Source organism: Dactylosporangium sp. NBC_01737 (assembly GCF_035963215.1).
In the GTDB taxonomy this organism is placed as follows: Bacteria; Actinomycetota; Actinomycetes; order Mycobacteriales; family Micromonosporaceae; genus Dactylosporangium.
This window is the reverse complement of record NZ_CP109153.1, coordinates 11,419,072-11,433,411: the sequence shown is the minus strand read 5'-3', so window position 1 is coordinate 11,433,411 and position 14,340 is coordinate 11,419,072. Positions and strand designations below refer to the sequence as shown.

Below are 14,340 nucleotides of genomic sequence, written 5' to 3'. Positions count from 1 at the left end.
TCCCGCCCGCCACGGGACTCCCACCCCCTCGGCTGACGTGGTCCATGGCGGGTCCTTTTTGCCCAGAAAGGACCTGAATTGCGCAAACTCAAGACCCTGGCCGCCGCCGTGGTCGCGGCAACGGCCGTCGCGGCCGGCGTGGTCGTCACGGCCAGCCAGGACGCTGCGGACGCCGCAGTGGTCTGGGCCGAGGAGTTCAACGGCCCGGCCAGGCAAGGCGTCGACACCACGCGGTGGAACTTCGACACCGGCGGCGGTGGCTTCGGCAACCAGGAACTGCAGTACTACAACAACGGCACCAGCAACGTGTACCAGGACGGCCAAGGCAACCTGGTGATCGAGGCCCGCCGGGAGAGCGGCGGCCGCACCTGCTGGTACGGCACGTGCCAGTGGACGTCCGGCCGGATCCAGACCGCCGGGAAGTTCACCCAGCAGTACGGGCACATCGAAGCCAGGGCGCAGGTGCCGAAGGGCACCGGGCTCTGGCCGGCGTTCTGGATGCTCGGCGGCGGCAACTGGCCCACCGACGGCGAGATCGACATCCTGGAGAACGTCGGACGCGACCCGAACACGATCTACGGCACCCTGCACGGCCCGGGCTACTCCGGCGGCAACGCGGTCGGCGGTACCCGCAACCTCGGCCAGCCGGTCGGCGACGCGTTCCACGTGTTCGCGATCGACTGGTCGCCGAACCTGATCGTCTGGACGGTCGACGGTTCGGAGTACTTCCGGGCCACCCCGGCCAGCCTGCGCGGCAACCGGTGGGTCTACGACCACCCGTTCTTCATCATCCTCAACCTGGCCGTCGGCGGGAACTTCCCCGGCAGTCCCAGCGGCAGCACCCCGTCGGTCAACCGGTTCCTGATCGACTACGTCCGCGTCAGCACCTCGGGCACGACGCCGCCGACCGGCGGGACGAACGCCCTGCGCGGCACCGGCAGCAACCGCTGCATCGACATCCCCGGCGCCAACCCGGCGGACGGGGCCCGGCTGCAGATCTGGGACTGCAACGGCTCCGGCGCGCAACAGTGGACGATCGGCTCGGACGGCACCATCCGCGGGCTCGGCAAGTGCATGGACGCCGCCTCGGCCGGCACCGCCAACGGCACGGCGATCCAGCTGTGGACGTGCAACGGCAGCAACGCGCAACGCTTCACCGTCAGCGCCGCCGGCGACATCGTCAACATCGGCGCCAACAAGTGCGTCGACGTGGTCGGCCGCGGCACCGCCAACGGTTCGCAGCTGCAACTGTGGGACTGCACCGGCGGGTCCAACCAGAAGTGGACCCGGGTCTGACCCGTCATCCCGCGGGCCCCGCGTCCCCGTGACGCGGGGCCCGCCCGGATTCGCCGCTTCTGGGACTTCCGACTCATCCGTCCCAGGCCGATGTTCCATACCGTGCGCCTTGGCCCTGTTTCCCGCCGCCAAGGAGATTCCATGGGCATCAATTTCAGGCTGCCCCGCGCCGTCCTCATGCTGGCGATCGCCGTCGCCGCCGTGGGCGCGGCCGGCACGGCGACCGCCGTGGCAGCCGACAACCCGCCCTTCGCCCCGTACCAGGAGATGCACGCGAACTGCACGGTCACCCACCGGCTCGGCGACGACCCGATCGTCTTCCCCGGCCTGGCCGGCGCCTCGCACAACCACACGTTCATCGGCAACCCGTCGACGAACGCCGGGTCCACCCCGGAGTCGCTGGTCGGCGGCACCACCTCGTGCGAGGACACGAAGGATGCGTCCGGCTACTGGTTCCCGACGCTGCTGCAGAACGGCACCCCGGTCCTTCCGACCCGGTCGACCGTCTACTACAAGTCCGGCGTCAAGGACTACCGCACCGTCAAGCCGTTCCCGGCCGGCTTCAAGCTCCTGGTCGGCGACGCCCGCACCGCCGACGTCGCCCACTTCACCGGCAACTTCCAGTGCACCGGCTACAAGGGCGCCGACATCCCGCCGTCCTGCCCGTCCGGCGCGAAGCTCGAGGTCCGCCTGAAGGCCCCGAGCTGCTGGGACGGCGTCCACCTCGACACCGCCGACCACAAGTCCCACATGGCCTGGCCGGTCAAGGGCGTCTGCCCGGCCGACCACCCGGTGCCGCTGCCGATGCTCGAGATCAAGATTCCCTACCCGCTGGTCAACGGCAACACCACCGGCCTCGCGTACTCCTCGGGCGCGAGCTACACGTTCCACTACGACTTCATGAACGGCTGGGACGCGCCCCGCCAGGCCTACCTGGTGTCGTACTGCATCAACGGCGGCCGCCAGTGCAACGGCTTCGGCGTGGACTCGAAGAAGCCCTGACCCGGATCGCGCCCGCAGGAGAGGCCCGTCCCGTTCGGGGCGGGCCTCATGGACCGACCGCACGACACCGACCAGGTGGCAGTGCAGTTCACCGGCTCCTGATCGGACAGGTTCGCCCGTTGCAGGGCGGGAAGGATCGCCCGCCGGTCGGGCAGCCCGTAGGCGTCCACGAACAGGCGGAGCCGGGCCGGCCGACTCGAGGTGGCGCAGGTACTCGTGCACCGCCGCGGACCACGAGCCCAGCGGCCGGTGGACCCGATCGCCGCGGCGGGCGATGTTGTGGGTCATCCTGCCGCCGGTCAGCGGTTGCTCGCGGTCCCCCATCAGCGCAGTATCCCGGACCGGCGCGGCCACGACGCGTCGGCAGGCGTACCGGGGGCGCCGTGACGACACGGGCGGTATGTTCGGGTGGTGGGTGGGGCGTACGTCGCGGTGATCGGGGCCGGGCAGGCCACGCCGGAGCAGGAGCGGGTCGCGGAGCGGGTCGGTGCGCTGCTGGCGGAGGCGGGCGCCGTCGTCCTCTCCGGCGGGCGTGGCGGGGTGATGCTGGCGTCGTGCCGGGGAGCACACGAGCGCGGCGGCCTCACCGTCGGGCTGCTGCCGGGATCGGACCGTGCCGACGGCAACCCGTACCTGACGATCGCGTTGCCGACCGGCATGGGGGAGTTGCGCAACGGGCTCGTCGCCAGGACCGCGGACGGGCTCATCGCCGTCGGCGGCGGATGGGGGACGTTGAGCGAGATCGGCTTCGCGATGCGCATCGGCAGGCCGCTCGTCGCGGTCGGCAGCTGGACGGTCGCCCGTCCGGCGGGCGGTCCGTCCTACCCGACGGTCGACTCCGCCGAGGCGGCCGTCTCGTGGGTGCTGCGGGCAGTCAGCCGATAGGGCCGAGCAGCTCGATGCCGTTGTCGGCGGCCGCCTTCAGCACCGACTCCATGTCCGGCGTGGCGAGCGCGGCGACGGCGCGGCTGAAGCCCTCCATCGGTGCGCCGGGTGCGTGGACGACGAAGGCGACCGCGGCGGCCGTGGACTCGTTGCGCACCGTGTGCGGGGTGTTGCCGGCAAGCGGGACGACGTCGCACGATCCAGAGCTTCGACTGGGGCGCGCTCAAGCGGATGCGGGAGGTCGAGCCGCGGCTCGGGCTGGTCGCACTGACCAACCGTGACTTCCTGCAGACCGGGCAGCCGGGCGCGTCGCCGTGGCTGGGCGGCCTGGACATCGACGACTTCGGCGGCGACCCGATCGCCGCGGTGAAGACGCTCGGCGTGGTCGCGTTCTCGCCGGTGCACGGGCTCCCGCAGAACGGCAAGGTCACCGACACCGGCTACCAGCCGTACGTCACCAAGGCCATGGTGCAGCACGCGCACGCCAACGGCATCAAGGTCGTGCCGTGGACGGTCGACGACCCGGCGACGATGCACAAGCTCATCGACGACGGCGTCGACGGGCTCATCACCGACTACCCGGACCGGCTGCGGGCCGTCGCCGCGCAGCGGGGCTTCGCGCTGCCGCGCGGGACGAAGTCGCCGTTCGACGTGCAGGCGCACCGCGGCGGCAAGGCGACCCGGCCGGAGAACACCCTCGCCGCGTTCCGCAACTCGCTGGGCAACGCCGACATCTCCACCCTGGAGCTCGACACGGGCGTGACGAAGGACGGCGTCCTCGTCGTCAGCCACGACCGGGCGATCAACGGCGGGCACTGCCGCGACACCGCGCCGGTACGCCCCGGCGACCCGCTGTACCCGTACGTGGGCAGGAACATCAAGGACCTGACGCTCGCCCAGGTGAAGACCGTCGACTGCGGCAACGCGTCCGTGCCCGGCGAACGCATCCCGACCCTCGACGAACTGTTCGCCTTCGTGAAGGCCAGCGGCCGCGACGACATCCGGCTCAACATCGAGACGAAGATCAGCCCGACGGTCGCGGACACCGAGCCGTACCGGGCCTTCACGATCCGGCTCGTCACCGCCGTCGGCAGGGCCGGGTTCGCGCGGCGGGTCACCATCCAGTCGTTCGACTGGCGCACGATCCAGCTGTCCCGCAAGCTCGATCCGCGCATCGAGACGGTGGCACTGGTCTGGCAGTACGGGCCGAAGGAGTGCGCGACGCTCGCCGACGAGTGCTCGCTGCAGGCGGTGTACGGCGATCCGAAGGTGAAGAGCCCCTGGACCGGCACGCTGGACTGGTGGAGGTTCCGCGACCTCGGCAAGCTCGTCAAGGCCAGCGGCGCGTCGACGGTCTCGGCGAACTGGCAGGTGCACGACCCGGCCCAGGGCACCGTCGTGTCCGAGGACCGGTACCTGCGGCAGGACCCGTCCTACTTCCACGGCCCCGCGGTCGACGTGCTGCACCGCAGGGACGGGCTGAAGGTCGTTCCGTACACAGTGGACGATGAGCCGACGATGGACCGGGTCATCGCACTCGGCGTCGACGGCATCATCTCCGACGACCCCGACAGGCTCATCGCCGTCGCCCGGCGGGCCGGACTGCGCTGACGATCCGGTGGGGCGGCGGCAGACAGATCGCCGCCCCGCCGGGCGCCGACGAGGGCTCAGGTGGTCTCGTCGTCGATGAGGCCGTACGGCGGCTGCTCCGGCCGCCGGGAGAACCGCACGACCACGTCGTCGGCGGCCGCCGGCGGTGGGGCGTTGTCGGCGACCACGATCTGCGCGCCGACGCCGCGGCCGGCCAGCCACTGCTCCAGGTGCCGGTAGATGCGTTCGATGGTGAGGCTGTCCGCCAGGTCACCGGCGACACCCAGGTTCTTCTGCGGGCTGTCCAGCATCAGGAACCCTGGATGCGACGACCGGGACTCCCACGCCACCTCGAACAGGGCGAGCTGCCACGCGAGCGCGATCAGGGTCCGCCCGCCGGACGAGGCCGCCGTGTAGGGCTCGCCGCGCATGTACGGGGTGAGGTCCTCGGCGAGGTACGCGTCGGCGAGCTTCGGGTACCGCCACTCCTGCAGGATCTCCCGGTACCGTTCGCTGACCCGGCGCACGACGGCGGTGCGGTCCGCGCGGCGCGCCTGCGGGCCGGCCGCGGCGAGCTCCTCGCGGTAGGCGGCGACCTGGTCCATCTGGTGCAGGATGCCGGCGGCGCGCCGCTCCAGGCTCTGCACCAGCCGCAGCCCGCTCAGCGCCCGCTGCAGCGTCGCCGCGGCCTCCTCACGCCGCCGCGCGAGGGCGTCGCGCTGCGACAGGAACGGCGTGATCGTGTGCGCGGTCGCCTCGTCGACCTCCGCGGCGGCGCGGGCCTCGCCCTGCTGCGCACGCTCCGCCGCGTCCCGCAGCCGCGGCAGCTGCTCCTGCAGCTCCTCCACGTACCGGTTGAGCTCGGCGAGGCGGGTCTTGGCGGAGCGCAGCTCGGCGGTCACGTCCACGGAGCCGCCGTCGGTGATCGGCAGCAGGCAGGCGGGGCACCGCTCCTCCCCGCCGGCGAGTGGCGCCAGGCACGACGGGCACGCCGACACCCGCATCGGCTCGAAGAGGTGGTCGGCCTCGGCGAGCATCGTCCACTTGGCGACGTCGTCGGCGTAGCTGCCGTGCAGGGTCAGCATCCGCTGCAGCTGGGTCTCCCGGTCCCGCAGCTCGGTCGCGGTGCGGCGGGCCTCGAGGGCCGCGCCGCGGTGCCGCTCGCGCAGCTCCTCGGCGAACATGGTGTCGGCGCGGGCCTGCGCGTCCAGCGCGGCGATGGCCTGTGCGCACGCGGCGAGCTCGTCCTTCGCGGTGCGGTGCAACGCCTCCAGGTCCTCGCGGTCGCCGACGTGCTGCTCGTCGACGATCTGCTCCGCCGCCCGGTACGCCGCCCGGGCCGCCGACAGCTCGGACTCCACGGCCCGGATCCGTCGGCCGATCTCCACCGAATGGTCGTCGTGGACGTCGAAGACGACGTCGACCACCTGCCGCAGCTTCAGGTGCTTCATCGGCACGCTGCGGAACAGCAGGTCCTTGTCGTCGAGGCGTTCGTTGGGCAGGAAGCACAGCCACATCAGGTCGCGGAAGCTCAACGGGTCCGTGTCCGCGCCACCGGGCTGCTGCTGGCCGAGGGTGTCGCGCAGCCGGACCCCTTCGAGCTTGCAGTGCGACAGCAGCAACGTGGAGAGGCTCTCAGGGTGGCTTGCCGGTCGCAGCGGCCGGCGTACCGGCGGGGTGGCGCCCGGCTCGTCGAGGCGCCCCGCCCGCACGTACGCGAACATCGACGGCTCGCCGACGGCCCGCTCGATGAGATACGGCGACCCGGACAGCTCGACCTCCAGCGTGGCCGCCCGCACCTTCGGCATGATCTCCGGGTGCCGCGGATGGTCGGACGCGCCGAGGCAGTAGTCGACGAACTCGAGGATCGTGGTCTTGCCGGTGCTGAACGCGCCGGCGAGCACGGACAGCGGGCGCGGCGCGTCGTCGGGGGCGCGGAAGTCCACGTCGTAGGTCCGGTCGCCGCTGTGCAGGCGCAGCCGCCTGAGCCGGATGCCGTGTGCTCGCAAACCGATCATGTCAGGTCCTTCAGCGCGGACGAAGGAGCCGGAAGGAGCCACTGCCGCAGGCCTTCCCGCAACCTCCGCGTGCTCAGGCGGCGGAGGCGGCGGATGACGATGCGCGCCGCTGTGCGGTACAGCTGAGCATACATCGCAGTGAATCGAGCGGCCATGCTCGCGCCCTCCGGGGTGAGCTGGTAGGTCACCCGGCCGGTGGCCGTTACCTGGACGAGTCCGCGACCGACGAGCGCGGCGAGGTCGCCGGCGAGGTGCAGCTGCGCGGTGACGAACCGCTGTGCGGGGCTGGCGTAGGCGACGGCCCGGTCGTCGAAGCCGGCCAGGCGCAGCGCGGTGCGGTCCGGGTCGTCCTCCGCCCGCGCGAGCAGCAGCGGGTGCGCGGCGAGGAAGTCGTACACGCCCAGGTGCTCGACGTCGAGCGGCTCACCGGCGCACTGCAGCACCAGCAGGACACGTGCCTGCCGGAACACCGAAACGTCCTCGGGTGTCACGCGACCTCCCGCCAGTGCCTGACCCAGCCGGCGCGGCGGTCCTCCACCACGCGGTGCATCAGCCCGCACCGGTGCACCGGCCCGGCCCGCAGCTGCCCCGGGAATGCCCCGGACTCCCGGATCTCGCGCATCACGTCGGCGTGCAGCCCGGGCAGCCGCGGGTCGACGGTCGCGGTCATGGCGTTGAAGCGCGCCTCCCAGATGCCGTGCACGACCCCGTCGGCCTCGCCGAGGGCGATGATCTCGGCGGGCACCCGCTTGTCGAGGACCTCCCGGGCGAGGAGCTCGGCGTTGAAGTACTCCCGCTTCGCCGCGCCGACCTCGGTGTGCCCGGCCGCGCGCAGCTGCCGCACGAACAGCGCCTCGTCCAGCGCGGCCGCGTCGTCCGCGGCGAGGTCCCGCACCGGCGTCCGCTGCGCCTGCACCGGCACGTACGGGTCGTAGAAGTGCCGCCGCACGTGCGCGCAGTCCGGCCGGATCAGATGGTTGCGCAGCACGTTCTCGTGCCAGAGCTCGATCGCGACGCCGCTCTCCCGCTGCCGCCGCGCCCGCCAGTTGTCCCACCACTGCGCGGTCTGCGGGTCCATGCTCGCCGGGACGCACAGCACCCACTGGCTCAGCCGGTAGCCGTTGCGGGCCGCCGCGGCGAGCGCGGAGTCGAACGACTCGCGGATCTGCCCCTGCTGCGCACGGCCGACCACGGGCCAGAAGTACTTCGACTGCCAGATGACGACGAGTCCGGACAGCTCGCCGAGCAGGATGTCGATGCCCCAGTCGCCGGGGTTGGCGGTGACCGCCCGCGCGCCCGGGTAGATCGCCGCGAGCAGCATCGCCAGCATCTGCTCGAAGTCGTCGCGCGCGCCGGCGATGTTGCCGGCCCGCACCTGATGCGCCGCGAAGTTGATCGGGGGCTCACCGGAGGCAAGGCTCATCGCGGCCGCAGTCGCGGTCATCGCCCCTCCTCCCGCTCGCGCCGCAGCGTCCGACCCCCATTGATCTTCGCGACTTCCAGGTTGTCACGGACCGCTATAGATCCGCTACCAAGAGCGCGCTTTTCCCAGACTTTTCACCGGATGTTGGTCGCCCGAACAGGTGACGCGGCCACGCCCCGAGGACCCGGACCGGCCGCGTGTCGGCATGCGCCGAGGGTAGGCCCGCGCCGCCACGGTGGGTCAGCGGAGCCGGGTCAGGTCGATGTCGGCGTAGATGGCGGCGTGGTCGGAGCCCGCGTGCACCGGCTTCGTCATCGTCTCGTAGATCGGCCACAGGGCTCCGCGCCGGCCGCCCCACACACCCTTGCGCAGGATGCCGCCGCCGGTCGTCGCGGCGAACAGCGCGGGGGACAGCAGCACGTAGTCCAGCTTGTTCGGGGCCGTGCAGTACCCGTACGTGCCCGGGCGGCCGCCGTCCTCGAAACCGGGGTGGGTGCTGACGTCGCGCAGGTCGGTGCCCACCAGCAGTGGCGCGAGGGGCTCGCTGGCCGGGGTGTCGTTGAGGTCGCCGACGACCGCGACGAACGCGGTGTCCTGCGCGCGGTAGATGTCCGCGACCCGGGCGGCCTGCCGGCGGCGGCGCGCGTCGGAGGCGACCTTCCCGCCGTAGCCCTTGCTCTTGAGGTGGTTGACCAGCACCGCGAGGATCTGCCCGCCGGGCAGCCGGAAGTGGTACTCGGCGCAGTCGCGGCTGAAGATCCGGCCGTGCTCGTCGGCGTCGTCGACGTGGGTCCGCTGCCCGGCCGGCGGGTAGTCCACAGTGGACATGACGCCGACGTCGATGCCGCGTTCGTCGTTGCCGTCCACGACCATGAAGTGCTCGTAGACGCCGTTGAGGCCGCCGTCCGCGAACCGCTTCAACGCCAGGCGGCTCTCGGCCTCCACGACGCCGAGGATGTCGGCGCCGACGTCGAGGATGACCCGCGCGGTGTTCAGCAGCGCCAGCTCGTCGACCCGGTCGGTGGTCAGCTCGACCCAGCCGATCCAGTCGGCCCGCCCGCCCGCGACGACCTCGACCCGGCCGGTGCGCCGGCGCACCAGCAGCCGGCCACGGTTCTGCCGCAGCCGCGCGAACTTCGCCGTGTCACCGTTGCGCAGCCCCAGCCTGCCGAGCTCGCGCAGGATGTCGTGCTTGACCTCGTCGGTGTACACGGGCTCCTCCAGCAGCTCGCACACCTGCTGGAACGCCTCCAGGATCGGCCGTCCGGCCGCCCAGGTGCGCTGGTCGAGGGCCTTGGCCCGGTTGAACAGGTTCTCGACGTTGTAGCTCGCGATCCGCATCGAACCCCCTGTCCGTAAGTTACATGGCCGACGCCCGTTCGAAGCCGCGCGATGCCGGGTGCGCTTTACAGCGTGTCGAGGCTCCGCCTACGGTCCGGCACGCCGGCGCCCGCCAGTGCCGGCACCTTTTCCGCAGGAGGATTCCCGATGGGTCGAAGCTCACGCCGTACCGTGGCGATCGTCGCGGCCGGAGCGCTGCTGGGGTTGGCAGTGTCCGCGCCGCCCGCCGCCGCCGCACCGGACCCGGGGTCGCCGGTCAAGGTCAACCAGGTCGCCTACGTGCCGGGGCTGCCGAAGCAGGCGACCGTCGTCAGCGCCGCCACCGCGCCGATCACCTGGACGTTGCGCAACAGCGCGGGCACGACCGTCGCAACTGGACAGACGAGCGTGAAGGGCGCCGACGCGCTGTCCGGCGACGCCGTGCACGTCGCGGACTTCTCCGGCTACGACACCCCGGGCAGCGGCTACGTGCTGTCGGCCGGCGGCGCGGACAGCTACCCGTTCGACATCTCCGCCGCGCCGGTCAAGCAGCTGCGCTACGACTCGCTGGTGTTCTTCTACCACCAGCGCAGCGGCATCGCGATCGAGTCGCAGTACGTCGGCAGCCGCTACGCCCGCCCCGCCGGGCACGTGGGTGTCGCGCCCAACCAGGGCGACACGTCCGTGCCGTGCCGCACGAGCTGCGGCTACTCCCTGGACGTGCGCGGCGGCTGGTACGACGCCGGCGACCACGGCAAGTACGTCGTCAACGGCGGTATCGCCGCGTGGCAGCTGCTGAACATCTACGAGCGGGCCGCGAACGTCGCCGGCAGCGACCGGGCTGCGCTCGGCGACGGCACCCTCGCCATCCCCGAACGCGCCAACGGCGTCCCGGACGTCCTGGACGAGGCGCGGTGGGAGGTCGAGTTCCTGCTGCGGATGCAGGTGCCGGACGGGCGTACCGACGCCGGCATGGTCCACCACAAGATCCACGACGAGAACTGGACCGGGCTGCCGATGCGCCCGGAGGCCGACCCGCAGCGGCGCCTGCTGTCGCCGGTGAGCACCGCCGCGACCCTCAACCTCGCCGCCGTCGCCGCGCAGGCCGCCCGGATCTGGCGCACCATCGACCCGGCGTTCTCCGCCCGCGCGCTGACGGCGGCCGAGAAGGCGTACGCGGCGGCGAAGGCGAACCCGAACCGCCTCGCCAGCGGCACCGACAGCACCGGCGGCGGCGCGTACGACGACGCCACCGTCACCGACGAGTTCTACTGGGCGGCGGCGGAGCTGTACACGACGACCGGCGGCGCGTCCTACCGCACCGACGTGACCGGCTCGTCGCTGTACAAGGGCGCAGCGTTCAACCAGGGCGGCTACTGGTGGGGCTGGGTCGCCGCGCTCGGCGACACCACCCTCGCGCTCGTCCCGAACGGGCTGCCGGCCGCCGACATCGCCGCGACCCGGGCGAGGTTCGCGTCCTTCGCCGACGGCCTGCTCAGCCAGATGGCGACCCAGGGCTACCCGGCGCCGAACGGCGGCACCACCTACAACTGGGGCTCCGACGGGCAGATCGCCAACAACGCCGCCGTCCTCGGGCTCGCCCACGACTTCACCGGCCTCGCCAAGTACCGCACAGGCGCGTTCCAGGCCCTGGACTACCTGCTGGGCCGCAACCCGCTGAACCAGTCCTACATCGCCGGCTACGGCGAGAAGGCCGTCCGCAACGTGCACCACCGGTTCTGGGCCAACCAGTCCGACGCGTCGCTGCCGACCGCGCCGCCCGGGTCGCTGTCCGGCGGCCCGAACAGCGGCCTGCAGGACCCGGTCGCGCAGGCGCAGCTTGCCGGGTGCAAGGCGCAGAAGTGCTTCGTCGACGACATCGGCGCGTACTCCGTCAACGAGGTCGCCATCAACTGGAACTCGGGCCTGGCCTCCCTGGCCAGCTGGGCCGCCGACCACACCGGCACGATCCTGCCGCCGGACACGACCCCGCCGACCACACCGGGGACCCCCGTCGCGTCCGACGTCACCGCGACCTGGCTGCGGCTGACGTGGGCGGCGTCCAGCGACGCGGAGAGCGGCGTCACCGGTTACGAGGTGCGCCGGGTGTCCGGTGGCACGTCGACGGTCGTCGCGACCACCACCACCGCGTCGGCGTCGCTGACGGGGCTGAGCCCGTCCACCGCGTACACGTTCACGGTGGCGGCCCGCAACGGTGCCGGGCTCACCTCCGCCGCGTCGGCGCCGGTCACGGTCACCACCGCGGCCCCGCCCGCGGACGCGTTGCCGACGGCGCCGGGGACCCCGGTCGCGTCGGCGGTGACCGCGACGGGCATGACGCTGACGTGGCCCGCTGCCACCGACGACCACGGCATCGCCGGATACGAGATCGTCCGCATCCAGGGCGACGCCCTGTCGATCCTCGGCAGCAGCACGGGGCCGTCGACGGTCCTGACCGGGCTGACCCCGAACACCGAATACGTGCTGATGGTCCGCGCCAAGGACACCGCCGGGCAGTTCTCCGGGTTCTCCGCGACCGTCACGGTACGGACCCCGACGACGCCGACGGGTGGCTGCCGGGTCGCGTACTCGGCGAACAGCTGGAGCACCGGGTTCACCGGCAGCGTCACCATCACCAACAGCGGACCGGCCGCGTGGACGTCGTGGACGCTGACGTTCACGTTCCCCGGCGACCAGCGCGTCACGCAGGGCTGGTCCGGCCGCTGGTCGCAGACCGGGTCGGTGGTGACCGTCAGCAACGAGACCTGGAACGGCACCGTCCCCGTCGGCGGCACCGTGAGCCTCGGCTTCAACGGCTCGTACACCGGGACCAACGCCAACCCGGCGGTGTTCACCGTCAACGGCACCACCTGCACCTGACCCCGTGCACGCCGGCCGGCCGTTCCCCTCGGCCGGCCGGCGTGCACAGGGGTGCAGGGTGCGGCGGTCGTGGCGCGCCCGGGACCGGCGCACCACCCCCCGTCGGCGCCGCACCCGGCGGACGCCCCCGTAGAGGACCGAGTCTGCGCCGCCGGGACCGCCCCGGCGCGGATCCCGGACGAATCCGGACGGCGGCGATGGCCTACGTTTGGCGGAGCCGACCGACCCCCGTCCGGAAAGCCACGCATGCCCTCCACCCCAGCGTTCTCGGCGCCGCCCGACCCCGGGCGCGCGACCACCCTCGACGACCTGGCCAGGTGTCTGCGCGCGCTGAAGGTGTGGGCCGGTGACGTGTCCTACGAGACCATCGCGGCCAGGGTCAACGCGGCCTGGACGGCGGCGGGCCGGCCACCGGGGGAGCTGACCCGGCGGACCACCGTCGCGGACTGCTTCCGGCCCGGGCGGCGCCGCCTCAACCCGGACCTGGTGGCGGCCGTGGTGGCGGCGCTGCACCCCGACCCCGGATACGGCGCGCAGTGGCAGCAGGCGCTGCGGGTCGTCGGCGGGGAGACGGCGGCGGCCGCGCAGGTCCGGGTGCAGGACAGCCTGCCGCAGCCGCTGGCGGAGTTCACTGGTCGCACCGCCGTGCTCGACCGGCTGCGGGCCGCGGCCGCCGACGGGGGCACGTTCGTGATCGCCGGGATGGCCGGGGTCGGCAAGACGCTCCTCGCGGTGCAGGCGGGGCACCTGCTCGGTGCGGACCGGGCGTTCGACCGGGTGCTGTTCGTGAACCTGCGCGGCTTCCACCCGGACCCGGGGCAGCCGCCCGCCGACGCTGCCGCGGTGCTGGACGGGTTCCTGCGGGTGCTCGGCGTACCGGGGCAGCACATCCCGCACGACCTGCCCGCCCGTGCCGCCGCGTTCCGGGAGCGCCTCACCGGGTTGCGCAGCCTGGTCGTGCTGGACAACGCGGCCGGTGCGGAGCAGGCGCGGCCGCTGGTGCCGGGCGTCGACGGGTGTGTGACGCTGGTGACGAGCCGCCGGGCGCTGCACGGCCTCGCGGCGACGGACGTCCCGGTCGACGTGTTCAGCGCGGAGGAGGCCGTCGCGTTCCTGACGGCCGCGGCGCCGGGAGTGCCAGCGGGCCGGGATCCCGGCGCGACGGCCCGGGTCGCCGCCCGGTGCGGGCACCTGCCGCTGGCGCTCGGGCTCGCCGGTGGGCACATCCGGGCGAAGCCGGGGTGGACGATGACCGACCACGCCGACCGGCTCGACGAACGGCACCGCGACCGGCGCCTCGACAGCGGCGTCGAACTCGCGCTCGGACTGTCCTATCAGGACCTGCCGGCGGACCGGCAGCGGCTGCTCCGGCTCGTGGCGCTGCACCCCGGCCAGGACTTCGACACCGCCGCCGCGGCGGCCCTCTCCGGTGACGACGCAGCCTTTTCCGGCGACGGCGCCGCGGCGGCCCTTGCCGGCGACGACGGCGCCGCGGTCCTGTCCGGTGACGACGGTGGGGCGGCCCTTGCCGGTGACCGCGGCGCGGCGGTCCTGTCCGGTGACGACGGTGGGGCGGTCCTGTCCGGTGACGGCGTCGAGGCGGCCTTTTCCTCTGGCGGCCCCGCGGCCGGCGCGGCGCTCGCCGGTGCCGGCGGTGACCCTGCTGCCGGGGATGCCGTGGCCCGTGCCGGCGCGACGCCTGCCGGTGCCGGCGGTGACGCTGCTGCCGGGGTGCTGTGGCCCGTGCCGGCGCTGCGGCGGCTTTCGACGCGGCCGGGGCAGGGCTGCGGGCGTTGCGCCGTGACCACCTGCTGCAGGAGACGACGCCCGGCCGGTACACGCTGCACGACCTCGTGCGGGTCTACGCCGCGGGGCGCGCCGGCGACGAGGACGCCCCGCCCGAACGCCGGGCCGCGCTGACCCGGC

General features: G+C 73.0%; 11 protein-coding genes. 6 read left to right on the top strand and 5 right to left on the bottom strand.

Annotation, left to right across the window (positions count from 1 at the left end; genetic code table 11):
* The first annotated feature begins 78 nt into the window (after positions 1-78).
* From OHA72_RS52655 to OHA72_RS52645, 3 genes are all read left to right on the top strand, one after another.
* On the top strand, positions 79-1,296 hold the full coding sequence (locus OHA72_RS52655; protein WP_327003641.1) for a ricin-type beta-trefoil lectin domain protein: 1,218 nt from the start codon (positions 79-81) through the stop codon (positions 1,294-1,296).
* A 141-nt stretch (positions 1,297-1,437) separates the two neighbouring features.
* On the top strand, positions 1,438-2,298 hold the full coding sequence (locus tag OHA72_RS52650; RefSeq protein ID WP_327003640.1) for a DUF1996 domain-containing protein: 861 nt from the start codon (positions 1,438-1,440) through the stop codon (positions 2,296-2,298).
* Positions 2,299-2,709: 411 nt separating this feature from the next.
* Positions 2,710-3,183, top strand: a complete 474-nt coding sequence (locus OHA72_RS52645) for a TIGR00725 family protein (RefSeq protein WP_327003639.1) — start codon at positions 2,710-2,712, stop codon at positions 3,181-3,183.
* Here OHA72_RS52645 and OHA72_RS52640 read toward each other — a convergent pair.
* Complete coding sequence (locus OHA72_RS52640) at positions 3,173-3,340, bottom strand: hypothetical protein (protein ID WP_327003638.1); 168 nt, start codon at positions 3,338-3,340, stop codon at positions 3,173-3,175. The two genes, OHA72_RS52645 and OHA72_RS52640, sit on opposite strands and share 11 nt — an antisense overlap.
* 74 nt (positions 3,341-3,414) lie before the next feature.
* Between OHA72_RS52640 and OHA72_RS52635 the strand changes: the two genes are divergently transcribed.
* Positions 3,415-4,794 carry a glycerophosphodiester phosphodiesterase family protein gene (locus OHA72_RS52635; RefSeq protein WP_327003637.1) on the top strand — a complete coding sequence of 460 codons (1,380 nt, stop codon included), beginning with the start codon at positions 3,415-3,417 and terminating at the stop codon, positions 4,792-4,794.
* Positions 4,795-4,850: 56 nt separating this feature from the next.
* Here the strand turns inward: OHA72_RS52635 and OHA72_RS52630 are convergent, their stop codons facing one another.
* From OHA72_RS52630 to OHA72_RS52615, 4 genes are all read right to left on the bottom strand, one after another.
* Positions 4,851-6,791 (bottom strand): DNA recombination protein RecN, encoded by a 1,941-nt coding sequence (locus OHA72_RS52630; protein WP_327003635.1) that lies wholly within the window; start codon positions 6,789-6,791, stop codon positions 4,851-4,853.
* The gene (locus OHA72_RS52625) at positions 6,788-7,282 is read right to left on the bottom strand and encodes a hypothetical protein (RefSeq protein WP_327003634.1); all 495 of its coding nucleotides are present in this window, start codon (positions 7,280-7,282) and stop codon (positions 6,788-6,790) included. Before OHA72_RS52625 ends, OHA72_RS52630 begins: the two co-directional genes overlap by 4 nt.
* Positions 7,279-8,235 carry a hypothetical protein gene (locus OHA72_RS52620; protein ID WP_327003633.1) on the bottom strand — a complete coding sequence of 319 codons (957 nt, stop codon included), beginning with the start codon at positions 8,233-8,235 and terminating at the stop codon, positions 7,279-7,281. Before OHA72_RS52620 ends, OHA72_RS52625 begins: the two co-directional genes overlap by 4 nt.
* Positions 8,236-8,454: 219 nt before the next feature.
* Positions 8,455-9,555: an endonuclease/exonuclease/phosphatase family protein gene (locus OHA72_RS52615; protein WP_327003632.1), complete on the bottom strand. Its 1,101-nt coding sequence runs from the start codon at positions 9,553-9,555 to the stop codon at positions 8,455-8,457.
* Positions 9,556-9,702: 147 nt separating this feature from the next.
* Between OHA72_RS52615 and OHA72_RS52610 the strand changes: the two genes are divergently transcribed.
* Both OHA72_RS52610 and OHA72_RS52605 read left to right on the top strand, forming a co-directional pair.
* Positions 9,703-12,414 (top strand): glycoside hydrolase family 9 protein, encoded by a 2,712-nt coding sequence (locus tag OHA72_RS52610; protein WP_327003631.1) that lies wholly within the window; start codon positions 9,703-9,705, stop codon positions 12,412-12,414.
* 246 nt (positions 12,415-12,660) lie between these two features.
* On the top strand, positions 12,661-14,334 hold the full coding sequence (locus OHA72_RS52605; protein ID WP_327003630.1) for a tetratricopeptide repeat-containing protein: 1,674 nt from the start codon (positions 12,661-12,663) through the stop codon (positions 14,332-14,334).
* The last annotated feature ends 6 nt before the right edge of the window (positions 14,335-14,340 follow it).

Coding starts and splice junctions, on each gene's coding strand:
- OHA72_RS52635 (WP_327003637.1), top strand. CDS start 3,415: ATGCGGGAGGTCGAGCCGCGGCTCGGGCTGGTCGCACTGACCAACCGT.
- OHA72_RS52650 (WP_327003640.1), top strand. CDS start 1,438: ATGGGCATCAATTTCAGGCTGCCCCGCGCCGTCCTCATGCTGGCGATC.
- OHA72_RS52605 (WP_327003630.1), top strand. CDS start 12,661: ATGCCCTCCACCCCAGCGTTCTCGGCGCCGCCCGACCCCGGGCGCGCG.
- OHA72_RS52615 (WP_327003632.1), bottom strand. CDS start 9,555: ATGCGGATCGCGAGCTACAACGTCGAGAACCTGTTCAACCGGGCCAAG.
- OHA72_RS52610 (WP_327003631.1), top strand. CDS start 9,703: ATGGGTCGAAGCTCACGCCGTACCGTGGCGATCGTCGCGGCCGGAGCG.
- OHA72_RS52630 (WP_327003635.1), bottom strand. CDS start 6,791: ATGATCGGTTTGCGAGCACACGGCATCCGGCTCAGGCGGCTGCGCCTG.
- OHA72_RS52620 (WP_327003633.1), bottom strand. CDS start 8,235: ATGACCGCGACTGCGGCCGCGATGAGCCTTGCCTCCGGTGAGCCCCCG.